This window comes from Halomonas huangheensis, from assembly GCF_001431725.1.
Taxonomy (GTDB): domain Bacteria; phylum Pseudomonadota; class Gammaproteobacteria; order Pseudomonadales; family Halomonadaceae; genus Halomonas; species Halomonas huangheensis.
In genome coordinates this window covers 2,997,017-3,020,543 of record NZ_CP013106.1, presented here as the reverse complement: position 1 = coordinate 3,020,543, position 23,527 = coordinate 2,997,017, and the positions used below count along the sequence as shown (strand labels likewise).

Genomic DNA, 23,527 nt, shown 5'->3' with positions numbered 1-23,527 from the left:
GTTACGCCTTTTCGACTGCAAGGGCACCAAAGCGCCCCTGTTGAAACGCCTCGAAGGACTCACGGATTTCCTCTTCGCTGTTCATCACGAAGGGGCCGTAGCCTACTACCGGCTCATCAATGGGCTCGCCGGTCAGTACCACCAGGCGTGCGGCATTGTTGGCGCTGAGCGTGACGCCTTGACCATCGCGAGACAGCTCGATCAGGTCGGACGCGCGTGCAATGTCCTGGCCCTGCACCAGCACGGTACCTTGCTGGACGACGATCAGGCTGGTATGTCCTTCCGGCAACACCAACTCGGTTTCTGCGTCCTGCACCAGATCCAACTGCCAGGCGTTGATCGGTGTGAAGGTTCTCGCCGGTCCTGTGGCCTGTTGATACTGGCCCGCCACCACACGCAGTGTGCCGATATCGTCACCCAGGTTAACCACCGGGATCCGGTCCTGAGTCAGGGTCTGGTAAGCCGGAGGTGTGCTCTTGTCTCGTGCCGGCAGGTTGATCCATAGCTGGACCATTTCCATATCACCGCCTTGCTGTGTGAAGGCCTCGGAATGGAATTCCTCGTGGATAATCCCCGCACCAGCGGTCATCCACTGCACTTCGCCAGGCCCGATGGTGCCGCCACCGCCGGATGAGTCGCGGTGGGCAACTTCGCCCTTGCTGACGAACGTCACAGTTTCAAAGCCACGATGTGGATGGCTACCGACGCCGCGTGGTTTATCAGCGGGTTCGAAGTGCCAGGGACCGGCGTGGTCGAGCAATAGAAAGGGACTGATGCGCTCGGCGCCAAAGCGGTCATAGCTGAACAGTGAGCGGACGGGAAAACCATCGCCAACCCAGTGGCCATGCGGGGCGCCGTGGACGGCAATAAGCTGCTTGTTGGTCATTGAAGTTCTCCTTCAGGTGGGAGAGGGCGATGCCCAATTCCTTATGTCATCCATACTAGACGTGCAACAATGAGTGAGGTAGATAGTGAATTTACAACTCATCGTTCCACTGGCAGAACGATGAGGCAGAAAACAATCGCTCGGAGCCATGGCATGCAGGATCTCAATGATCTCTATTACTTCGTGCAAGTTGTCGATCATGGTGGTTTCGCCGCAGCCGGGCGCGCGTTGGGCATGCCCAAGTCGCGACTTAGCCGGCGGGTTGCGGCACTGGAAGAGCGCCTGGAAGTCCGATTGATCCATCGCTCGACGCGCCAGTTTGTCGTGACTGAGCTGGGCCAGGAGTTCTATCGGCATTGCCAGCAGATGTTGTGGCAGGCCGAGGCCGCCGAGGAGGTCGTTGCTCGCCACCGCGCCGAGCCTCGTGGCCGGATTCGATTGAGTTGCCCACCTAGCCTGCTCGAGGTGTTGTTTGCGCCACTGTTGTCGAGATTCATGCAGCAATGCCCCCAGATACAGCTGGATGTGGTCGCTACCAGCCGTCGCGTGGATGTCGTTCGCGAGGGTTTCGATCTGGCAATACGTGTGCGTTATCCTCCATTGGAAGACAGTGATCTGATCATGCGAGTGTTGTCGCGCAGCCCACAGCGCTTGCTGGCGGCACCATCATTGGTGGAGCGCATGGGCATGCCGTCGTCTCCCGAGGATCTGAAGGTTTGGCCTAGCCTGGATTTCGACGAAGTGGACCACCGCCATCGTTGGCAACTTGAGGGCCGCGAGGGCGGTAGTTGCGAGATTCATCATCAACCGCGCCTGGTGACCGATGATGTACGCCTGCTGCAGCGAGCCTGTCTGGAAGGGCTGGGGGTGGCACGTCTGCCACTGGTCAGTGCGGGCACTGACCTGCACCAGCAGCGGCTGGTGGATGTGGTGCCCGGCTGGGAGCCGCGGGACGGGATCGTGCATGCGGTCTATCCCAGCCGTAGAGGCCAGCTGCCCTCGGTCAGGGCCCTGCTGGACTTTCTCGATGATGCGCTGGAGGACGTCGACTTTGCCTTGCCGGAGCCATCATGACGATGACTCCTTGCATAGAACGGGTCGTATGCCTGCACGGCTTGATTGCCGGGTTGCCCGGTGCTGGTAGGGCAGCTCGGTCGAGAATCTCCCGTTTGTGAGGGTAAAACGCAGACGCCACGATCATTGTCGTGGCGTCTGGCGTAAGTCAGTGCGGGTAGCGTAGGAGTCCGCTCAGGACTCGCGCTGGTGTTCGACCGGAGTCGGCCAGGCATTGGGGTCGACCTTGTTGCTCAATCGCGGAAACTGGCTGGGGTCGAAGGTCGGTTCTACACCAGCCTTCAGCTGCCGCTCGTAGTCGCGGAAGATGGCAAAGGCCAGCGGCGACAACAGCAGAATCGCCACCAGGTTGATCAGCGCCATCATACCCATCGACAGGTCGGCGAAGTTCCAGATGGTCTTGAGCTGGGCGACAGCACCGAGCATGATCATCGCCAGTACGGCGAGGCGATAGATGAAGATCGCCGGGGCCGCACGACGCTTGCCGGCAATGTACTCGATATTGGATTCACCGTAGGAGTAGTTGGCGATCAGCGAAGTAAAGGCAAACAGCAGAATGGCGATAGCGATGAAGGTCGAACCCCAGGAGCCAACGTGTTCAGACAGAGCTATCTGGGTCAGTTGGATGCCATTGGGCGCATCACCGCTCTGCAGTGCCGGTTCGGAGAGAATGATCACCGAAGCGGTAGCAGTACAGATCACCAGCGTATCGAAGAACACGCCGAGCATCTGCATGAAGCCCTGGGCCGCAGGATGATTGGGTTGGGTGCTGGCAGTGGCGGCAACGTTGGGTGCGGAACCCATACCGGCTTCGTTGGAGAACAGGCCGCGCTTGATACCTTGCATCATTGCCTGGGCGACGGCATATCCGACCGCACCACCAGCGGCTTCTTCGAGGCCGAAGGCACTGTTGAACACCAGTGCCAGTGCACTGGGCAGTTCGCTGATATTGGTGGCAATGACAAACAGGGCAACGGCGAGGTAAAACAGCGCCATGATCGGCACGATCAACTCAGCGACTCTGGCGATGGAACGCAAACCGCCAAAGATGATTGGTGTGACCACTACGATCAGCGCGATGCCCATTACCCAGGTGGGGATGCCGAATGCCTGATCCATGGCCTGAGCGATGGAATTGGACTGCACACTGTTGAAGGCCAGGCCGAAGGCGATGATCAGACACACCGAGAAGGCGACTGCCATCCAGCGTTGCCCGAGGCCCTGTTCGATGTAGCGAGCCGGGCCTCCGCGGAAGGTCTTGTCACCATGATCGACCTTGTAGGCCTGGGCCAGGGTCGACTCGATGAAGCTGGTGGCCATGCCAACCAACGCGGTCATCCACATCCAGAAGATAGCGCCGGGGCCACCCAGATAGATGGCTACGGCGACACCCGCCAGATTACCGGTACCCACACGAGCCGCGAGGCTGGTGGACAGAGCCTGGAAGGAAGAAATGCCTTCGCCGCCCTGACGCGATCCCTTGAGCAGGGAAAACATGTGGCCAAAGAAGCGGAACTGGATGCCGCGAGTCATGACGGTGAAATACAGGCCTGCGCCGATCAGCACATAGACCAGTAGCTTGCCCCAGATCACTCCATTACCGGCAGAGACCAGGTCATTGAATAGGTCGATGATCGATGTCATATCGTTATGTTCCGTCGTTTCTGGAGCGGGCCATTCTTCACGAATCGACTGGGAATACAAGGATAGCCGACATTTTGCATCAGTGGATCGTCGCCTTGCCAAGGAATCTACTGTCTGAAGGTGATGGTTTTTTCATTCTTTCTGATGAGTCGTCCATTTCTCCACAAGAGGGGATTGGTTGCAGGGCGCTGATCAACTCTCAGGGACGCTTCCTTATCCCATCGATACGCTTCGTTGCGGAGTGGCGTCCTGCATTGTGTTCTGTTGATAAACAGCACAGGCGACTCTCAACAGTGATGCCAGGTTGGGAACTTCGCCACGGCTGGCAAATACCTCGCCGTGCAATTGGCTGATGAATTGAGCGGTGGACAGCTGCTGGCCACTGGCAATCTGCTCGAGAATTTCCCAGAACTCATTCTCGAGACGCACGCTGGTCACGCAGCCCTGCAATCTGACAGAGCGTGTGGTGCATTCGTAGCGGGATGGATCAGTCGAGGCGTACATGTAACACATAACGGAACTCCTGCTGATGACTGGTGCTGGCGCTTGATAATGACGAGTTGCACCTGAGAGTGATGGCCCATGGCGACTCGTCATTGATGACTATCACTCTGGTGGCGATGGAAGGCCAGCCGAATTAGACCATGGTCGACGTAGTAACCCACTATTACCCCTTTTGCGCATATTCCGCCCAGGATAGATATGAAAGGTATGGAGCGCGTTGCCGTGGCGGGCTCCAGCCATCGGATCGGTGACGATCCGCTATCGAGGAGAACAATCATGACAACAAACCTGTCTCTATCCCGTCGCGTGTTTCTCAAGGCCAGCGGTGGAATGCTGGCGGGCACCCTGGCCTTTGCCTCTGGGCCTATCGCGCTGCTGGCACCCAGCCGTAGTTGGGCCATGTCGCTGGATCATCTGAGTAGTCGTCAGGGGGAAGTGCTGCTGGCTGTGACTCGACAGTTGTTTCCTCATGCTGATCTCGAGGATGCAGTGTACGCCATGGTGGTCAAGAGTCTGGATGGCAAGGCAGCCGATGCTGGGGTATCCGAGCAGATCCATGCCGGTATTGCGGCGTTGGATGAAAGTGCTGGAGGTGATTGGTTGGCCCTTGAGGATGACAAGCGCCTGGCCAGCCTGAAGGAAATGTCGGGAACTCCGTTCTTTGAGTTGGTGCGTGGCGACGCGGTGGTCTCGTTGTACAACAACCCTCTGGCCTTCGCGCATTTTGGTTATGAAGGAGAGAAGGGCAACCCGGGCTATCTATCTCAGGGCTTCAACGACCTTTCCTGGTTACCGGATCCGCCTCAGCCTGAGGCGGGATATCTGCCGTTCGAGGAGCCGAGTGCCTGATCCAGTGGACCATCGTGACTGACAATAATACCAATGAGGAGAGGTCATCATGACCATGACCGACAATCAGAAAACGTTTGCCCTCGATGATGACAGTGTTGTCGTGGTAATTGGCTCAGGAGCAGGGGGCGGCACTCTGGCCAATGAACTGGCCCAGCAGGGCATTGACGTGGTGGTGCTGGAGGCCGGAAAACTTCACACGGCAGCGGACTTCCTCGCCGATGAGTGGGGCGCCTTCAGTCAATTGTCCTGGCTCGACCGGCGGACCACGTCCGGTAGCTGGCGCCTCGCGAAGGACTTTCCCGAGCTTCCCGCTTGGATCGTCAAGTCGGTGGGCGGCACGACGGTGCACTGGGCGGGCGCCAGTCTGCGTTTTCAGGAACATGAGTTCCGGGCCCTGACTCACTACGGTGAAGTAGCGGGAGCTGCGTTGCTCGATTGGCCCTTGAGCCTTGAGGATCTGGCTCCCTGGTATGATCGTGCCGAACAGCGCATGGGCGTGACGCGCACCAATGACAACAAGGGCTTGCCGGGTAACAACAACTTCAAGGTCATGTATGCCGGCGCCCAGAACATGGGGTACTCCTGCAATACCGGACATATGGCCATCAACAGCACGGTGCGGGATGGTCGCGCCGCCTGTCAGCAGCGAGGATTCTGCTTCCAGGGCTGCAAGATGCAGGCGAAGTGGTCGACGCTCTACACCGAACTTCCCGCCGGCATCGAGACGGGTCATCTGGAGTTGCGCGCCGAGGCCCATGTCGCGCGTATCGAGCACGATGATCAGGGGCGGGTCAATGCGGTGGTCTATTTCGATGCGCAGGGTAACGAACAGCGCCAACGGGCCAGGTTAGTGGCTGTTGCCGGCAACTCCATCGAGACGCCCAGACTGCTGCTCAATTCCGCCAGCAGTCGCTTCCCGGATGGCCTGGCCAACGGCGCGGGCCATGTTGGACGTCACTATATGCGTCACATGACCGGCTCGGTGTATGCCACTTTTGATGAGCCAGTACATATGTATCGCGGCACGACCATGGCCGGGATCATTCCCGATGAGTCATACCATGACCGCGAGCGGGGCTTTGTCGGTGGCTATGAGATGGAAACCCTGTCGCTGGGACTTCCGTTCATGGCAGCGTTTCTTGATCCTGGTGCCTGGGGGCCAGACTTTACGGGAGCCCTCGATCAATATGATCATATGGCCGGTATGTGGTTGGTGGGCGAGGACATGCCACAAGCCACCAATCGGGTCACGCTTAATACGGATGTGCTGGATCGTTTTGGTCTACCGGTGGCCAATGTGCACTATGACGATCACGACAATGACGTTGCCATGCGCCAACATGCCTACGCGCAGGGGCGTGCGCTTTATGAGTCGGTGGGGGCACGCGATGTCTATGAAGTGCCACCCTATCCGTCGACCCATAACCTCGGTACCTGCCGCATGAGCGAGCGCCCTGAGGATGGCGTATGCAATGGGCATGGACAGACCCATGAAATTGCCAATCTATTCATTTCCGACGGTAGCCAGTTCACCACCTCCGGCGCCGAGAACCCAACCCTGACCATTGTGTCGTTGGCGCTCCGCCAGGCGGAGTTCATTGGCCAGCAGATGCGTCAGGGCGCCATTTGATGTCTTCATCAGGCAGAAAGGGCTCGGCTGGTGTGGCCGATTCATCATCCGGCCATCAACTGTTATCCGATCAACTGACTTCATGAAAGGAGTATTGCATGAGTAATCAGATCCAGGGAGAGACGCATCCCGGCGTTGAAGCTGCTCCCGCACAGACACGTGGTTTTCGCCTCAATCACAGTATGCTGCGGGTCAAGGACCCGGAAGTGTCACTGCGTTTCTACTCACGGGTCTTTGGCATGAGTGTGTTGCGGCGCCTGGACTTCGAGGAACTGAACTTCTCGCTGTACTTTCTGACGTGTCTCGACGAGGGCTCTACGGTTCCGAGCGAGACGGATGAGCGCACCAATTGGACCTTCTCCCAGGTGGGGTTACTCGAGTTGACTCATAACTGGGGCACCGAGGAGCAGGAGGGGCGCATCTATCATGACGGCAATGCCGAGCCTCAGGGCTTTGGGCATATCTGCTTCAGCGTGCCTGATCTGCAGGCCGCAGTGACATGGTTCGATGCCAATGAAGTGGAATTCATCAAGCGTCCAGAGCAGGGCAAGTTGAAGGACGTGGTCTTCGTCAAGGACCCGGATGGTTACTGGATCGAGGTGGTGCAGCCGGATCTGATGAGCCGCGTCGGGAAATGATGCTGGGCCTGCGCACTTGTTCGCGCAGGCCTCGCAGCATCAGTGTGGCAGACAGGCAGGCAGACTTTCTCGCAGTGTGCGCGGGGTGATATCGAGCTGGCGGAAGCCTGCCACATTGTCGCCCACGGTGTTGTCCTCGGCGAGTAACCACAGCATGTCTCGCGTCAGGGGGGGAGAAGGCAACACCGACATGCCGATGGCCAGGGCATGCCAGACGGCCATTGGTACTGGCACCAGGCGAGGGTCACGATCCAGGTGAGCCGCCACCAGCGTGACCAGTTGGCGCCAACTGAGGCGATCAGGCCCTCCGAGTTCGAACAGTGCCTGTGGTGTTTCCGGCCTGGCGGTCAGCCGACTTATCGCACTGGCGAAATCGCCGACATGAAGCGGTTGCAGGCGTACCTCACCATCTCCGAACAGTGGCACCAGTGGCAGCCTCGTCAACCTGGCCAAGGTTGCCACTAAACCCTGGTCGGGCCCGTACATGACGCTGGGGCGCAGAATAATGGCGCGGGCAATCTCCGCCATGACGGCACGCTCGCCCTCGGCGCGGGAGCGCACGTACGGGGAGGGCGAATCAAGGCGGGCACCGATGCCGGATATCTGCAGGTATTGGTCAACTCCGGCGGCCCGCGCCAGTCGCGCGAGGCGTGCGGCTCCTTCGACATGAATCTGCTGAAAGCTGGTATTGCGATGTTGCTGGTATAGGCTGACGGCGTTGACGACCGCACGCGCTCCCTCGAGTACCGGCTTGAGACTTTCTTCGTCGGTAATGTCGCAGGGACAGGCGAAGATGGGATCGTCCGCTTCGACATCGTTGGGCAGCACGGGGCGACGACAGGCGACACGGACATGTTGGCCGCTGTAGAACAATTCGCGTACCAGAGTGCGTCCGACCATGCCGGTGCCGCCGAGTACCACAACGGGGCGAGGATCCAGGTTCATGTGATGTCCGACGGCTCCTTGCGGGACTGAGTGTCACGCAATCGGCTCATCTCCAGCAGCCACTGGCGGTGAGGTTGCGCCCCGCTGAGTATATCAGTGAGAGTGCCGCCGGCCATGATGTGCAGAGCTGATATTCCAATGCCGCACAGAGACCAGCCCTGTCTCGCATACATGAGACAGGGCTGGTTGCCTGGCGCCGGCATTGATAAGTATCGCCAGAGGCGATCAGCCGTTCTCCAACTGGACCAGCATCTTGCCCTGATTGGCGCCTTCGAAAAGCTCCAGGAAGGCACGCGGGGTGGCATCGAGGCCGTGTCTAACCGTCTCGGTATAACTGATTTCACCAGCGGCGACTCGGGGACCGATTTCGGCCACGAACTGTGGATATTCATCCCAGTGGTCGAAGATGATGAAGCCTTGCATGCGGGCACGGCGGATCAGGATCATCGCCAGGTTGGATGGGCCCGCGACCGATTCGGTGTCGTTGTAGCGTGAGATCATGCCGCAGACCGCGATACGAGCTCCCACCTTGAGGCAATTCAGTGCCGCTTCCAGGCACACGCCTCCTACGTTCTCGTAATAGATATCGAATCCGTCAGGACAGGCGGAGCGAAGATCCTCAGTCAACTGCTCAGCTGTCTTGTTGCGATAGTCCACGGCCTTGATGCCCTGTGATTCCAGCCAGTCACGTTTGGCCTGGGACCCTGCGAGACCGACAACAGTGCCGCCGCTGGCCTTGGCCAGTTGTACGGCGAGAGAGCCGACAGCACCACTGGCCGCACTGACCAGCACATTATCGCCGTCACGCATGTTGGCGATGGCATTGAGGCCTGTCCATGCGGTCATACCGGGCATGCCCAGCACACCCAGCCAAGCCTGTTCGGGAACGGCGATATCGGGCAGTGGCGTTACGGCATCCGCGGGCAGTTGAGCGACATCGCGCCAGCCTGCCATATGCGAGACCTTGTCCCCTGGCTGGAAGCGTGAATCGAGTGATTCGATAACGTGACCGACGGCAGCACCTTCGAGCGGCTCGTTGAGAGTGAAAGGATCGACATAGGTTTTCACGCCACTCATGCGCCCACGCATGTAGGGATCAACCGAAAGCCAGCTATTGCGAATACGTACTTCACCGTCCTTCAGCTCAGGTAATACCTGCTGTTGGCGTTCAAATAGCTCTATACCGGGAGTGCCCTGAGGGTATTGGCGAATGGTGTAGTAGTTCGACTGCATGATGGTCTCCTGAAACCTCTCTTTGGCTGATGACGGCCGTTGATTGATGGCCGCTCAGATGACATCGAGCGTATTGAGCCGGTAGGCGTCGGATGGCGATTGGTGTCACAGCAACCCATGACATCACAGCAAACATGACATCAAAGCAATCCGTGACGTCATGACCTGCGCCATCAGCGTACGTCGTTGTACGGAAATGTGCCTGATCGATTTTTACTAGACCAGTCTATTACAAATAAAACAGCTGTAAAGCACGATTCAGAATTCAGCGATGAATATCAGGTGATGATGGCTGACCCGATCAGATCCAGCATGGGACGTGGGGGTGACCAAAGTCTAAAGGAATTCTGTGTGGATTTATCCGATTCTATGTCCGACATAATAGTCATGAAGTCGGACAGGACGATGAATGTGTTTGATGATGAATGTGTTTGACGATGACGCGAAGTAGAGCGCCTCAGCACCTCGTCGGTCGTCAATAATAGAGTCCGGACGGATACCGAATGCCACGAACAACGAACTCACAATCTCGCTCTCGGCCGGATATCGCCGACGCTCTCGCTGAGGCCATCTTTGCCGGTGAGCATGCGCCGGGAGAATTCCTGCCGCGGGAGATCGACCTCTGTGAAGCGTTTGCAGTCAGTCGCTCTACTGTGCGCAGCGCGCTACAGGTGCTGGTGGCAGCGGGCATGATCATTCGTATCTCGGGGCAGGGGTCACGGGTCCAGCCACTCGAAAAGTGGCATCTGCTTGATCCGCGGGTGAGTCATTGGCTGGCACGCTTCGCCCACCCGAACCCGGTGATCCAGCGTGAGATATTCGCCTTTCGGGTCGCGGTTGAACCCTTTGTCGCGCGGCTGGCGGCGGAGAATGCCACCGCTGTGGATCTGCTCGCTATCGAGACCGCCTGGCAGGGGATGATCAGAGCGCTCGAGCACGATGATCTACGCTTCGAGGGTAAGACCCACGATCAGTATGACGTGGAATTTCACGAGGCGATCTTCAATGCCTCGCATAACCTGGTCTGGGCGCAGATCAGCCATGTACTCAAACCGGCGATTGCGCTGTTGGTGGAACGATCCAATCAGAGTGCGGACCGGTTGCAGGACAGTATGGATCGTCACCGTCGTGTGATGGAGGCGATTCGTCTGCGTCAGCCCGCAGAGGCCGCACAGGCAGCACTTGCGGTGCTCGAACGTACCGGGCAGGACCTGGGTCTCGAAGGTCTGTCGCGGCAATTGCCCAATATCGAGACGAACTTCGACTCCAGCACGACACTTCCTCACAACGACTCCTCGCAAACACAAGAAGGATGACCGATCCATGAAGGCACGCACCAAGCTTACAGTTCTCAGCGCCGCCATTCTTGCGGCAACGGCTACCACCGCCAATGCCGCCGAGTATGAATGGACCTTCCAGACTTCCGAGACGGCTGGTGAGCCGCAATTCGAGATGAAGAAGGCCTGGGCGGAAAACGTCGAACAGATGTCCCAGGGCAGAATTTCCATCGAAATCCTGCCGGTCAATGCTGTGGTTCAAGCCAACCAGACCCTGCAGGCCGTGCAGAGTGGCATTCTCCAGGGCCACTTGACCGATCCCAGTTACTTCACCGGTCAGAATCCGGCCTTCGGCATGATCGGCAACCTGGTTGGCGCCTGGAGTGATCCGTACGATTTCCTCGATTACATGAATAACGCTGGCGGTGAAGAGCTCTACAACAAGCTCGTTGAACCTTATGGCGTTCACCTGATTGGTGCTGCGGCAACCGGCCTGGAATCGCTGCCGTCATCGCGCCCGGTGCGTTCGATCGACGACATGAAGGGCCTCAAGATCCGTGCCCCTGAAGGCATGGTCTACAACATCTTCGAGGCAGCGGGCGCCACGCCGGTCAACCTGCCGGGTTCCGAAGTCTATACCGGGCTCGAGAAGGGCGTTATCGACGCCGCGGATTACACGGTATTTGCCACCAATCAGTCTCAGGGGCTGCACGATTTTGCTCCTTATCCGATGTACCCTGGCTTCCACTCACTGCCGATGGTCTCCGTATCGCTCAACAAGGAGATCTGGGATGGCCTATCCGATGATCTGAAGGCGATTCTCGAGACGTCGGTTGATGCGCTGGCCTACGAGATGGTTGCTGAGCTGAAGACTCGCGATATGGAAGCCGTGCGTGAAGCCAGGCAGGATCCGGATATCGAGATCATCGATCTGCCCGCTGAAGAGCGCGTAGCCTTCCGCAATATCGCCAAGCAGGAGTGGGAAGAGTGGGCTGGACGCAACGAGATCACACAAGAGTTCTATGACTCTGTGGTGGCCTATCTGGAAAATCACAATCTGCTGTAAACCCTGGCGAGATCAGGGGCTGAGGGCGGTGCTTCGGCATCGCTCTCTGCAGTTTCCACAGGATGCATGGGCAGCGGACAGTCGCCCATGCGCCTTCATTCCCACGCAAGTATTGAGGATGTCTCATGAGTGATTCGACTCGTGAGCCGCACACAGGCTCGCCAGCCGGTGGAGGCACTCCACCCGGCGACGATAAAACGCCGAGCAAGGCCCCCGACCTGGTGCGCAGCGGTTTCGACCGACTGGTGGTCAAGGCCGGCCAGACCGCGGCCTGGCTGGTGTGTGTGGCCATGGCGATCAGTGTCTACGAAGTCATCATGCGTTATGGCTTCAATTCGCCCACCTCCTGGGTCCACGAGAGTGTGGTCATGTTGGTGGCGGTCAGTTTCTGTCTCGGTGGACCCGTGGCACTCGCCAGCAATCGCCATATTCGCGTGCGAGTGCTGTATGACACGGTCGGCCCACGTTTTCGCCTGTGGCTGGACCGTTTCAATGACCTGGTCACCTTCGGTTTCTGCCTGGGCATGACCTACGCCGCTTATGTGATGTTCTGGGGCGCCTCACACAACCCGATGGGTGACTGGCAGCTGGAGCGCTCCGGTACCTCCTGGAATCCACCGTTTCCGGCGTTGATCAAGGGCATGATCCTGTTGGCGCTGGCGATCATGTGCATTCAGTCGTTGATTCATCTGTATCAGTCGCTCAAGGGCAAGCCTGCTCCGCTGCCTGATGATGAAGGAGCCGTGTGATGGGGATTGCAGAAGGAACCATGCTGCTGGTCGGGCTGATCTTCGCCCTGCTGATCACGGGATTGCCGCTGGCCTTCATCACCGGCCTGGTGGCGCTGGTCTTCACCTTCGGCTGGTTTGGCGGCAACGCGCTGCCGCTGGTCACCAGCCGGGTCTATGGTTTCGTCACCGAGTACTCGTTGGTGGCGGTGCCGATGTTCGTGTTGATGGCCTCGTTGCTGGACCGATCGGGGATCGCGAAAGACCTGTTCAATGCCATGCGTGTGTTTGCCGGCCGTCTGCCCGGTGGCGTCGCAGTGCAGACCATCGTGGTGGCGTTCTTCCTCGCCGCGCTGTCCGGCATCATCGGTGGCGAGATCGTGCTGCTGGGGATTCTGGCGCTACCGCAGATGCTGCGGCTGGGCTATGACAAGCACCTGTCGATCGGGGTGGTCTGTGCCGGCGGCGCATTGGGCACCATGATGCCGCCGTCGATCGTGCTGATCATCTATGGCCTGATCGCCAGCGTCTCGATTGCCGACCTGTTCACGGCGGCCATCACCCCGGCGGTGATCCTGATGCTGTCCTACATCGGCTATGTGCTGGTGCGCTGTCTGCGCGATCCCTCGATGGGCCCGCCGATGAGCGAGGCCGACCGCACCGAGGGCTTCTCCAACCGCTTCGAGGCGCTCAAGGCGATCATCGTTCCCGGTCTGATTGCCGGAATGGTGCTCGGCTCGATCTACGGTGGCGTGGCCTCGGTCACTGAAGCCGCGGCGATGGGCGTATTCGGGGTGCTGCTGGCGGTGATCCTGCGTGGCGAATATACCTTCCGCATGATGCACGAGAGCCTGTCCCAGACGCTGGTGACCTGCGGCATGATCATCTGGATCGGTATCGGTGCCGCAGCACTGGTCGGGGTCTATAACCTGATGGGCGGCAACCGTTTCATCTCCGGCATGATCATGGGGCTGGATGTGGCGCCGATCGTGATCATCCTGGTGATGATGGCGATCCTGCTGGTGCTGGGTATGTTCCTCGACTGGATCGGGGTGGCGATGCTGACCCTGCCGATCTTCGTGCCGATCATCACCCAGCTCGGTTACAGCCCGATCTGGTTCGGCATCCTGTTCGCGGTCAACATGCAGGTGTCGTTCCTGTCACCGCCGTTCGGCCCGGCGGCCTTCTATCTCAAGGGGGTGGCGCCACCGGAAGTCAGCCTCAAGGACATCTTCGTCTCGCTGCTGCCGTTCATTGCCCTGCAGCTCTGTGTGCTGGCCGCACTGCTGGTCTGGCCCAACATGGCCATGTGGCTGGTCTGAGAGTTGGTTTGACGCAGTAAAAACAGGGCTGGTCTAGCGGTAAGGGAATGCGTCATCGAGGACTTGGATGACCTCCCGAGCTGGTAGACTGGCCCTCTTACAGGAGGATTTCCATGAATGACACACAACGCCAGGTGTTGAACGCTGCGATGGCCGAGCTGCCGTTGGTGGCGATCCTGCGTGGTATTACTCCCGATGAGATTGTTGAGGTTTGTGACGCTCTCATCGAGGCGGGCTTTCGCTTGATCGAGATCCCGCTCAACTCTCCCGAGCCCTGGCAGAGCATCGAGCGAGCCGTGACCCACTGTCCGAGCAATGTGCTTATTGGCGCCGGAACAGTGTTGGAAGAGAGTGATACGGCACGTCTCGCCGAACTGGGTGCGCCGTTGATGATTACACCCAACACTCAGCCGGAGCTGGTTTCGCTAGGCGCACAGCGCGGCCTTGCACCGATGATTGGTTGCATGACGCCGACCGAAGCGCTGGCGGCAGCGAAGGCCGGTGCCACCGCGCTCAAGCTGTTCCCGGCGGCACGCATGGGCACGGGTTACTTCAAGGATATCAAGGCCATTCTACCGACAGGTCTGCCTGTGCTGGCTGTCGGAGGAATCGAGCTTGGCAATATGGCTGAGTGGTATGCGGTAGGTATTGGTGGGTTTGGCTTCGGTAGCAACCTGTACAAGCCTGGACGTTCAGCAGCTGAGGTCGGTGTCATTGCATCTGAGCTGGTGGCTGAATGGCAACGCCTGTCAGGAGAGGGTGCATGAGCGGGAGGTTGATCGCAATTGACTGGGGCACCAGCAATTTCCGCGCCTTTCTCGTTGATCGACACAGCGGGGAGTGTCTGGATAGTGTGCGCTCCGATGCGGGCTTGCGTTCACTGACTACCGAGGAGTTCCCTCATTACTGTGAGGCTCAGGTAGGTCGCTGGCGCGAGGGTGGTCAGGTGCCGGTCTATCTGTCGGGGATGGTTGGTTCGGCTCGTGGCTGGAGTGAAGCGCCGCAACTGGATGTTCCGGCTGGCGCCGAGGACCTGGCAGCCAATGTGGTGGCGGCGCCAGGTCTCGATAATGCCTGGATTGTGCCGGGACTCAAGGTAGTGCGTGATGATCACGTCGATGTGATGCGTGGCGAAGAAATCCAGGCCTTCGGTGCTCTGGCGCTGGCTGCGCGTGACAGTGCGATATGTTGCCTGCCAGGTACTCACAGCAAGTGGGCACAACTGAAACAGGGCAAATTGGTGGATTTCAGCACTGCCATGACCGGTGAGCTGTTCCATGCGGTGCGCTTTCATACACTGCCGGGCGAGCCTGGGCGTGGTGATACCCCGCATAGTGAACGGGCGTTTGCCCAGGGGTTGGCGGCGTCTCGGCATCCGGCAGGTGTGTTGCATGCGCTGTTCGAAGCACGCAGTCGTCACCTGTATGCGGGACTTGAGGGACAGGAGGTAAGCAGCTTCCTGTCCGGAGTGCTGATCGGCAGTGAAGTTCTTGCCCAGCATGGTGCGCTATTGGCCAATGGTGATGAAGTCTTGCTGGTAGGTTCCAGTGGACTCAATCCGCTCTATCGCCAGGCGCTGGAAGCACAACAGCTTCGAGTCAAGGAAATCGACAGCGATGCCGCGACACTTGCCGGCCTGCTGGCACTGGCAGAACGTCATCAGTCAAATTGATGGACGTAAGTAAGTAGGTCGATAAAAAAACGGCGCACTCAATTTTCAGTAATGAGCGCGCCGTTTTTTCTTGAAATGATATTGTGGAAATTCTCTAGCATTATCGACGTTGAAGATGCATGGATGTCGTACGCTTCAGGACCATTTATTCCAGTAGTGCCATGTTGGCGCTACTGCTGAATTCTGGCGAGAAACTGCTGAATTATCTCAGCCGGCATCTGCTCAATATTGCAGCGAATGGCTTCATCATCACCGGGGATTTCCAGGGTGTCGAGCTGGCTGTTGAGCATGTGCTCGCCATTGAAGAAGTGGTCGCCGCGACTGTTCAGTCGCTTGAGCAGAATATCTCGCTCACCGTGTAGATAAAGAATACGCAAGCCCGGAGCACCCTGGCGAAGAATGTCGCGGTAACGGCGCTTGAGTGCGGAGCAGCCAATGATCACGGGCTCCCCGTTCTGGCGGTGTTCCCTGAATAACGCGGCGAGGGTTTCCAGCCACTCCTTTCGGTCATTGTCCGACAGCGGCTCACCGCGTGACATCTTGGCGATGCTGAGTGAACTATGATAGTCATCGCCATCGATGAAAGTAGCGCCAGTCTCATTGGCAAGTTGGCGTCCAATATGGGATTTTCCCGATCCGGAAACTCCCATGACGAGGAAACATGACGATGGCGAAATAAGCGGCCGAGAAACTGAGCTGTTCATGCAGATATCCGAGCAGAGTTGTTCCGATATTATGGTAGATATTCTACCATTGATGCGCGAAGAATGCGCAGCCTCTCTACCCGAATTATCTGTAAAGCCTCCACGCTCCGCCACAATCACCGCCACGTACATCCCTTCTGACACGCTGCTTGCCGTGTTGGTGTCGGAACTGCGTAGATGAAGACTCGTCAGCTATCGCCCACCGGCCACATCGATCAGGCTTCCAGTCGTGTACGAAGCCGCATCCGACAGCAACCACAGGATCGCATTGGCGACTTCCTCGGCTTCTCCGGGACGCCCGAGGGGGCATAGAGGGCCCAATTCGGCGACACGCTCGGGGCGACCGCCGCTGGCATGAATGTCAGTAGCGATCAGGCCTGGGCGGACACAGTTGACACGAATGCCTCTGGGGCCCAGTTCCTTCGACAGACCCACCGTCAGGCTATCCAACGCGCCCTTGCTGGCAGCGTAGTCGACGTATTCATTGGGAGAGCCAAGCTTGGCGGCCATCGAGCCAACATTAACCAGTGAGCCGTTGTCGGCGAGGTCTCTAGCGGCCTGACGAGCGACCAGCAGGGCGCCAAGGACATTGATTTCAGTGACCCGGCTCAGGCGTTCGGCATCCATCTCCGCCAGTGGCATGGAGGGGGCAACGATACCGGCGTTATTGACCACGCCAGTGATCTCGCCGAACTGCTCGCGGGCGAATTCAAAGAGTGCGATGACGTCATCCTCATTGCGTACATCGCCACGCTGGGCGAGCACGCAGTCATTACCGGCTATCGCCCGACAGGCGTCCAGGGTGCTTTGTGCCGCCTGCTCATTGCCTTGATAGCTGAATACCACGCGAGCACCGGCACGCACACAGGCAAGGGCCGTGGAGCGCCCGATTCCGCGTGAACCGCCGGTAATCACAATGACGCCGGACAGTATTGATGACATGGATTTCCTCCCGATGATCGAGGCGGCCCGTGGATGGCTGACCGCGAGACTGATGCTGACCAATATACCAGGCTTCGCTAGCCGAAGGGCAGGGGGAAGACAGAGAGAAGAGGACAGAGGGAAGAAGACAGAGGGAAGAAGGAAAGGGGGCCGGGCGGAAGGACGGCTCGTCACCGCCGCCCGGGTAGCGTTATTCTTCGATCAGTTCGTTTTCGATGAGGAAGTTGTGGGCCACATCCTCGATGGTTTCACGCTCGACGTCGACCTGGGCGTTGAGATGCGCCATGGTTTCGTCATCCAGCAGTGCGGAGAGCGCATTCATCTGGGCTTCCAGGTCCGGGTTTTCTGCCAGTGTATCTTCGTGCACGACTGGCGTTAGAGCATAGGCCGGGAAGAAGTTCTGATCATCTTCCAATACCTGGAAGTCGAAGGCCGGAATACGCCCATCAGTAGCGAAGACGAGGCCAACATCCACCTGGCCGTCGCGCAGCGCCTGGTAGACCAGGCCTGAATCCATACGCTTGACATCGCTGCGGCCGACACGGAAGTCGTAGGCTTGCTGAAGAGGGCGCCATCCATCTTCGCGAGCATAGAATTCGGCGTTCATGGCAAAGCTCAGAGAGTCACCGTCGTTGATGGCCGTGGCCAGCTCCGACAGGGTGTTGATGCCGGTTTCCTCGACGGTTTCGCTACGCATCGCCAGAGCGTAGGTGTTGTTGGCGGCAGATGGCTCCAGCCATACCAGCCCCTTCTCGGCATCCAGTTCCTTGACGCGCTGGTAGGTTTCCTCGGGACTGAGCGACTCACTGACATCGTTGTAGTTGATCAGCGAGGTTCCGGTGTACTCCCAATAGAGATCAATCTGACCATTTTCCTGCGCCTGACGCAGCACTGCTGAGCCCATCCCTGCACGCTTCTCGACATCGTAGCCGAGACTGTCGAGATACTGACTGGTCATGCTGGCAATGAGTTGCTGTTCGGTGAAGTTCTTGCCACCGACGGTGATTTCATTGGCGTTGGCGGTCGCTACGCAACCGGCAACAGCGATACCCGCCATAATGGGAATCCAGGTTTTCATGGGCTTTCTCCTTCTACCAGACAATGATGGCTGCAGAGATTTCTTGCTCGATTATCAACGTCTGCAGATGGTTGTTGAGACACAGTTGTTCAGTGACGATGTCAGACCTTTGACTCAGGCGCGGCCGGGGTTCACGCCCCGCGGCACGACCAGGAATGCGACGACGGCCACCAGCGCGTCTACCAACACGGCGAGCATTGCCGTGGGAATCGCACCTGACAGCATCATGACTGGGTCGTAAAGGTCGATGCCTGTAAAGATCAGTTCCCCCAGACCGCCTGCGCCGATCAGGAACGCCAGCGGCACGGTGCCGACATTGATGGTCAGCGCGGTGCGGATACCGGCAAAGATCACATACAGTGCATTGGGCAGTTCAACCTTGAGAAGGCGCTGTGTTGGCGACATGCCGATACCCGCGGCGGCTTCCTTGAGCGCTGGTGACACTCCCTTGAGGCCGGCATAGGTATTGCGTGTGATCGGAAGTAGTGTCGCGACGAACAGGCCAAAAACCGCCGGTACGGTGCCTATTCCCAGGAAGCTCATTGACAGGGCCAACACCGCCAGAGTGGGGATGGTCGTGCCGATATTGAGGCCTTGCATTAGAGTCTCGGCATATTTGGCCATGCTGGGGCGAGACAGCAGTGTGCCCAGTGGGATCGCCACCAGCAAGGCGAGTCCGCCTGACATTGCCGTCAGCCATAGGTGCTGCATGGTCAGATACTGGACATCCGGTAGGTAGAACAGGAATTCGTCCAGCGGTATCCAGACACCAAGGATGAAGGCAGCAAGAAGCCCCAGGATGTAGGCTGCACTGCGTAGATTGCTGATGCGCATAGGCTTACCCCCTCGGCTGCTGGCCAGTGGCGGCAGCTTCCGCTTCATGTGCACGGAATCGAGCGCCCAGGTGGTGGGTCATGGCGCGTTGGGTGATCTGTCCACACACTCGACCATCATCATCGACACAGGGTAGCCAGGTGATATCCTGGGCAAACATCAGCGATGCGACCTTGCGCAGGTCATCGTCGAGATTGACCGCGGCCGGCACGTTCTGGAAGTGGTCGCGGCAGTAACCTTTGGTGGTCCGTGCCACTGCACGGCTGATCAGGCCTACCGGCTGGCGGCGCTCGTTGACCATCAGAATCGAGTTCTGATAACCGAAGTCGTCGATGCGTTCCAGCGCGGTTGCCAAAGTGTCACCGGGCTCGACGGTGCCGATCTCGTCGCTGACTACCTCTCGGACCTTGACCAGGTTGAGGCGTTTGAGGGCTCGGTCTTCACCAAGAAAGGACTCGACGAAGGCATTCTTCGGCGCGGCCAGCAGGTCGTCAGGCGTGGAATACTGCACCAGCTTGCCGTCACGGAATACCGCCACCCTGTTGCCCATCTTGATCGCCTCGTCGATATCGTGACTGACGAACATGATGGTCTTCTTGAGCTCCTGCTGCATCTTGAGGAACTCATCCTGAATCACCGCACGGTTGATTGGATCAATGGCACCGAAGGGCTCATCCATCAGCATTACCGGGGGGTCTGCTGCCAGCGCGCGGGCTACACCGATACGCTGTTGTTGGCCGCCGGAAAGCTCGCTGGGGTAGCGCTTGAGAAAGGAGTCAGGGTCAAGCGCAATCATGTCCATCAATTCACGGGCACGTTCGCGATAGCGCTTCTTGTCCCAGCCCAGCAGCCTGGGCACTACCGCTATATTTTCCTCGATCGTCATGTTGGGGAACAGGCCGATCTGCTGGATGACGTAACCGATATTGCGACGCAACTGCTGTGTGTCCAGGCCAGTGGTGTCTTCACCATTGATGAAAACCTTGCCGGAACTGGGCTTGATGATGCGGTTGATCATCTTGAGCGTGGTGGTCTTGCCGCAGCCTGAAGGGCCGAGCAGGATACATATCTCGCCACTTGGAACTTCCATATTGACGTGGTCAGAAGCCACTACGGCGCCTTTGGGCGTATCGAAGACCTTGGTCAGATTTTCCAGTCGAATCATTGGCGAATCCTTGTCATTGGGTCGGTCACAACCTGAATCAGCTTCAGGTTGTACTGATGGCACGCTCCATTCCCCTGGGCGTCAGGCGCTTCTGTAGGGCGAGCAATGAATAGTCGACGATGATGGCCAGTAGGCTGACGGCGATCGCGCCGACAATCAGCTGGCGGGGATCGGATTGAGAGATGCCACGACTGATGAAGGTACCGAGGCCACCAGCGCCGATGTAGGTGGCGATGGCCATGACACCGATATTGAGCACCACTGCGGTCCGAACCCCGGCCATGATCACCGGAACGGCCAGAGGGATTTCCACCATGCGCAGGCGTTGGTTGGGACTCATGCCAATGCCACGTGCGGCTTCACGCAATGCCGGGTCCACGTTGTTGATCGCGGTATAGGTGTTGCGGATGATCGGCAGCTGCGAATAGAGCAGCACGGCGATAACAGCGGGAAGGTAGCCGATCCCCTGGCCAATCAGCGACAGCACGGGAATCATGATGCCGAAAAGAGCTATCGAGGGAATGGTGACAATGATCGAGGCGGTATAGAGCACGGCCTTGGCCAGGCGTTCATTGCGCGTGATGGCAATCCCGATAGGGACACCAGTAATGATGGCAATGCCCACCGCGACACCGACCAGCGCAATGTGCTCGAGTGTCTTTGCCAACAGTAGGCCGAAGTTGTCGATGGTGTATTGGATCAGTTCCAAATTGGTGACTCCTTCAGGGTCAGAAAGCGCCGTTTTCTCGGAGCCATGGACACAAGCAGCCCACTCGTTCAGGCGCTGAAATGCCAACGAGGTGCCTGCCGAGGCCATGCATCCTTGAGTGGTTACAAGAGTAGCAGAAGGGCGAATCTATTTGTTTTGGTTATGAATGACGATCTGCAATGAGTGGAATTGATGGATATGATGCTACTCCTGTCGAGTAACGATAATGTCCAGAAATGCGCATGAAAATGATAATGATTGTGTTTTGATGGTAATTGTGTCGAACATGTCGATAAATTCCCTTCTATCGGTGCAATAGCTTGCCTTACCTCTTCACATGTATTTCATACAGGACTAAAATGGTCCGCATTAGAAGCGGAGAGTAAATTCTCGCCAGATCGCCTGGTTGAATTGGCGGGTAGATTGTCCAACTGAATGGTTACGCAAGGTTGTTGGTCGAGACTCTCAGGTTGAGATTCGTTGGCCGAGATTCGCAGCTCGAAATTCATACGTCGAAAATGTAGATCGAGGTCGTGGGGCCGGGTGCCCGAGGAAGTGTTCATGCTCAAGCTGTCACGGTTGACGGATTATGCAGCGGTGGTAATGGCGCAGATTGCGCGGCATCCGCAACAGGCGCATGCCGCTGCAGAGCTCGCTGAAGCGGTACAACTGCCACACCCGACGGTCAGCAAGACGTTGAAGATGTTGGTCAAGGCGGGTCTGCTTGAGTCGCGTCGTGGTGCCCAGGGAGGCTATCGTCTGGCTCGTCCGGCATCGCATATCACGGCCAGCGATATCATCGCTGCCATTGAAGGGCCTGTGGCCGTGACCGAGTGCAGTCATGTCGATGGTGACTGTGATCTGGCATCGACCTGTGGTGTTTCCGACAACTGGCAGCGGGTCTCCGTTGCTATTCGCGAACTTCTCGACAGCATCACTCTGGCTCATCTGGCCGATACCACTCCGCTGAAATTACCCATGAGGCTGCCTATACAGACCGTGACGTTGGCAGCCGAGGCCTGATAGGCAGTTCAGGCGCTACAGTAAGCACCGAATTCAATACCTGGATTTCAGGACCCAAGTCGGGCAACGCCCGCCGACCCAACAGCCGGGAGGGGACACATCATGGCAAGTCAGGAAATGGAACAGCTTGTCCGTCGCGAGTACAAGGAAGGCTTCGTGACGGACATCGAAAGCGATACGGTACCGCCTGGTCTGGACGAAAGCACCATTGCCTTCATCTCGAACAAGAAGGGCGAGCCGGAGTGGATGCTGGAGTGGCGTCTCGACGCCTATCGGCAGTGGCTCAAGATGACTCCGCCGAGCTGGGCGCACCTGGACTATCCGCCGATCGATTATCAGGCGATTTCCTACTACAGCTCTCCCAAGCGCCCGGAAGATCGTCCGCAGAGCCTCGATGAAGTCGACCCCAAGCTGCTCGAGACTTATGAGAAGCTAGGCATTCCGCTTCACGAGCGTGCGGCGCTGGCCGGCGTAGCAGTGGACGCCGTGTTTGACTCGGTGTCGGTGGCTACGACCTTCAAGGACAAGCTGCACGAAGCTGGTGTGATCTTCTGCTCGATCTCCGAGGCGATGCGCGACTACCCCGAGTTGGTTCGCAAGTATCTCGGTACGGTGGTGCCGGTGGCCGACAATTATTTCGCGGCGCTCAATTCGGCGGTGTTCACCGATGGTTCCTTCGTCTTCGTTCCCGAGGGTGTGACTTGCCCGATGGAATTGTCGACCTATTTCCGTATCAATGCGGCGAATACCGGCCAGTTCGAGCGCACGTTGATTGTCTGCGAGAAGCAGGCTCAAGTGTCTTATCTGGAAGGTTGCACGGCGCCGATGCGCGATGAGAACCAGTTGCACGCTGCGGTAGTCGAGTTGGTTGCGCTGGAAGACGCAAAGATCAAGTACTCCACGGTGCAGAACTGGTATCCGGGAGACGAGGACGGCAAGGGCGGCATCTACAACTTCGTCACCAAACGTGGCGATTGCCGTGGTGATCGTTCGCACATCAGTTGGACTCAGGTGGAAACCGGCTCGGCAATTACCTGGAAGTACCCGTCCTGTGTACTGCGTGGCAAGGACAGCATCGGTGAGTTCTATTCCGTAGCAGTCACCAACGGCCGCCAGCAGGCCGATACCGGTACCAAGATGATTCACCTCGGCGAGGGAACCCGCTCGACCATCGTTTCCAAGGGCATTTCCGCCGGGCGTTCGAACCAGTCCTACCGTGGTCTGGTCAAGATCGGTCCGCGGGCGAAGGGCGCGCGTAACTTTACCCAGTGTGATTCGCTGCTGATCGGCGATACCTGTGGTGCGCATACCTTCCCCTACCAGGAAATCGGTAACAGCACCGCAACGGTCGAACATGAGGCGACAACGTCGAAGATCGGTGAGGACCAACTGTTCTACTGCCAGAGCCGAGGAATTTCCGAGGAAGACGCCGTGAACATGATTGTCAACGGCTTCTGCAAGGATGTCTTCCAGGAGTTGCCGATGGAGTTCGCGGTGGAAGCGGAAGCGCTGCTGAATGTCACCCTCGAGGGTGCGGTGGGCTAGAGACGGTTCGCCCGACGCATAGCCAAATCAATTTTCAGAGCCGTCGGCGCGGCTCG

23 protein-coding genes are annotated in these 23,527 nt (G+C 58.2%); 12 read left to right on the top strand and 11 right to left on the bottom strand.

Features of this window, described 5'->3' with window-relative positions; translation table 11 throughout:
- Position 1: 1 nt before the first annotated feature.
- Positions 2 to 886, bottom strand: a complete 885-nt coding sequence (locus AR456_RS13205) for a pirin family protein (RefSeq protein ID WP_021818906.1) — start codon at positions 884 to 886, stop codon at positions 2 to 4.
- A gap of 153 nt (positions 887 to 1,039) precedes the next feature.
- On the opposite strand from AR456_RS13205, the gene AR456_RS13200 reads away from it, so the two are divergent.
- A complete protein-coding gene (locus tag AR456_RS13200) occupies positions 1,040 to 1,960 on the top strand; it encodes a LysR substrate-binding domain-containing protein (protein ID WP_021818907.1) in 921 nt (306 codons plus the stop codon).
- A gap of 174 nt (positions 1,961 to 2,134) precedes the next feature.
- Here AR456_RS13200 and AR456_RS13195 read toward each other — a convergent pair whose 3' ends face one another.
- Both AR456_RS13195 and AR456_RS13190 read right to left on the bottom strand, forming a co-directional pair.
- Complete coding sequence (locus AR456_RS13195; RefSeq protein ID WP_021818908.1) at positions 2,135 to 3,604, bottom strand: alanine/glycine:cation symporter family protein; 1,470 nt, start codon at positions 3,602 to 3,604, stop codon at positions 2,135 to 2,137.
- Between the two features lie 213 nt (positions 3,605 to 3,817).
- Positions 3,818 to 4,117, bottom strand: a complete 300-nt coding sequence (locus AR456_RS13190; protein ID WP_021818909.1) for a ribbon-helix-helix domain-containing protein — start codon at positions 4,115 to 4,117, stop codon at positions 3,818 to 3,820.
- A 267-nt stretch (positions 4,118 to 4,384) separates the two neighbouring features.
- Between AR456_RS13190 and AR456_RS13185 the strand changes: the two genes are divergently transcribed.
- The 3 genes from AR456_RS13185 to gloA all read left to right on the top strand — a co-directional run bounded on the left by AR456_RS13185 (position 4,385) and on the right by gloA (position 7,228).
- Positions 4,385 to 4,957: a twin-arginine translocation signal domain-containing protein gene (locus AR456_RS13185; protein WP_021818911.1), complete on the top strand. Its 573-nt coding sequence runs from the start codon at positions 4,385 to 4,387 to the stop codon at positions 4,955 to 4,957.
- Positions 4,958 to 5,006: 49 nt separating this feature from the next.
- On the top strand, positions 5,007 to 6,590 hold the full coding sequence (locus tag AR456_RS13180) for a GMC family oxidoreductase (RefSeq protein WP_021818912.1): 1,584 nt from the start codon (positions 5,007 to 5,009) through the stop codon (positions 6,588 to 6,590).
- 98 nt (positions 6,591 to 6,688) lie between these two features.
- Positions 6,689 to 7,228: a lactoylglutathione lyase gene (gene gloA, locus AR456_RS13175; RefSeq protein WP_021818913.1), complete on the top strand. Its 540-nt coding sequence runs from the start codon at positions 6,689 to 6,691 to the stop codon at positions 7,226 to 7,228.
- Between the two features lie 39 nt (positions 7,229 to 7,267).
- Here the strand turns inward: gloA and AR456_RS13170 are convergent, their stop codons facing one another.
- Entirely contained in the window at positions 7,268 to 8,173 is a 906-nt protein-coding gene (locus AR456_RS13170) for a complex I NDUFA9 subunit family protein (RefSeq protein ID WP_021818914.1), read from the bottom strand.
- Positions 8,174 to 8,398: 225 nt separating this feature from the next.
- Complete coding sequence (locus AR456_RS13165; protein ID WP_021818916.1) at positions 8,399 to 9,406, bottom strand: NADP-dependent oxidoreductase; 1,008 nt, start codon at positions 9,404 to 9,406, stop codon at positions 8,399 to 8,401.
- 503 nt (positions 9,407 to 9,909) lie between these two features.
- On the opposite strand from AR456_RS13165, the gene AR456_RS13160 reads away from it, so the two are divergent.
- The 6 genes from AR456_RS13160 (at position 9,910) to AR456_RS13135 (ending at position 15,471) form a co-directional block, all read left to right on the top strand.
- Positions 9,910 to 10,722, top strand: a complete 813-nt coding sequence (locus tag AR456_RS13160) for a FadR/GntR family transcriptional regulator (RefSeq protein ID WP_021818918.1) — start codon at positions 9,910 to 9,912, stop codon at positions 10,720 to 10,722.
- A gap of 7 nt (positions 10,723 to 10,729) precedes the next feature.
- A complete protein-coding gene (locus AR456_RS13155; protein WP_021818919.1) occupies positions 10,730 to 11,749 on the top strand; it encodes a TRAP transporter substrate-binding protein in 1,020 nt (339 codons plus the stop codon).
- A gap of 125 nt (positions 11,750 to 11,874) precedes the next feature.
- Complete coding sequence (locus AR456_RS13150) at positions 11,875 to 12,498, top strand: TRAP transporter small permease subunit (protein WP_021818920.1); 624 nt, start codon at positions 11,875 to 11,877, stop codon at positions 12,496 to 12,498.
- Positions 12,498 to 13,799 (top strand): TRAP transporter large permease, encoded by a 1,302-nt coding sequence (locus AR456_RS13145; RefSeq protein WP_021817714.1) that lies wholly within the window; start codon positions 12,498 to 12,500, stop codon positions 13,797 to 13,799. Before AR456_RS13150 ends, AR456_RS13145 begins: the two co-directional genes overlap by 1 nt.
- Positions 13,800 to 13,912: 113 nt before the next feature.
- A complete protein-coding gene (locus tag AR456_RS13140; protein ID WP_021818921.1) occupies positions 13,913 to 14,566 on the top strand; it encodes a 2-dehydro-3-deoxy-6-phosphogalactonate aldolase in 654 nt (217 codons plus the stop codon).
- A complete protein-coding gene (locus tag AR456_RS13135; RefSeq protein ID WP_021818922.1) occupies positions 14,563 to 15,471 on the top strand; it encodes a 2-dehydro-3-deoxygalactonokinase in 909 nt (302 codons plus the stop codon). The genes AR456_RS13140 and AR456_RS13135 overlap by 4 nt, the downstream gene beginning before the upstream one ends.
- Positions 15,472 to 15,641: 170 nt before the next feature.
- Here AR456_RS13135 and AR456_RS13130 read toward each other — a convergent pair whose 3' ends face one another.
- The 6 genes from AR456_RS13130 to AR456_RS13100 all read right to left on the bottom strand — a co-directional run bounded on the left by AR456_RS13130 (position 15,642) and on the right by AR456_RS13100 (position 20,903).
- On the bottom strand, positions 15,642 to 16,175 hold the full coding sequence (locus AR456_RS13130) for a gluconokinase (protein WP_155829259.1): 534 nt from the start codon (positions 16,173 to 16,175) through the stop codon (positions 15,642 to 15,644).
- 192 nt (positions 16,176 to 16,367) lie between these two features.
- Positions 16,368 to 17,117, bottom strand: coding sequence for an SDR family oxidoreductase (locus AR456_RS13120; protein ID WP_021818925.1), 750 nt, complete (start codon positions 17,115 to 17,117; stop codon positions 16,368 to 16,370).
- Between the two features lie 190 nt (positions 17,118 to 17,307).
- Positions 17,308 to 18,195, bottom strand: a complete 888-nt coding sequence (locus tag AR456_RS13115; RefSeq protein ID WP_021818926.1) for a glycine betaine ABC transporter substrate-binding protein — start codon at positions 18,193 to 18,195, stop codon at positions 17,308 to 17,310.
- Between the two features lie 114 nt (positions 18,196 to 18,309).
- A complete protein-coding gene (locus tag AR456_RS13110) occupies positions 18,310 to 19,029 on the bottom strand; it encodes an ABC transporter permease (RefSeq protein WP_021818927.1) in 720 nt (239 codons plus the stop codon).
- A gap of 4 nt (positions 19,030 to 19,033) precedes the next feature.
- On the bottom strand, positions 19,034 to 20,194 hold the full coding sequence (locus tag AR456_RS13105) for an ABC transporter ATP-binding protein (RefSeq protein WP_021818928.1): 1,161 nt from the start codon (positions 20,192 to 20,194) through the stop codon (positions 19,034 to 19,036).
- A gap of 43 nt (positions 20,195 to 20,237) precedes the next feature.
- Positions 20,238 to 20,903, bottom strand: a complete 666-nt coding sequence (locus AR456_RS13100) for an ABC transporter permease (protein ID WP_031207755.1) — start codon at positions 20,901 to 20,903, stop codon at positions 20,238 to 20,240.
- A gap of 561 nt (positions 20,904 to 21,464) precedes the next feature.
- Here AR456_RS13100 and AR456_RS13095 point away from each other — a divergent pair.
- Complete coding sequence (locus AR456_RS13095) at positions 21,465 to 21,926, top strand: SUF system Fe-S cluster assembly regulator (protein ID WP_021818930.1); 462 nt, start codon at positions 21,465 to 21,467, stop codon at positions 21,924 to 21,926.
- A gap of 102 nt (positions 21,927 to 22,028) precedes the next feature.
- Complete coding sequence (gene sufB / locus AR456_RS13090; protein ID WP_021818931.1) at positions 22,029 to 23,471, top strand: Fe-S cluster assembly protein SufB; 1,443 nt, start codon at positions 22,029 to 22,031, stop codon at positions 23,469 to 23,471.
- Positions 23,472 to 23,527 lie beyond the last annotated feature (56 nt).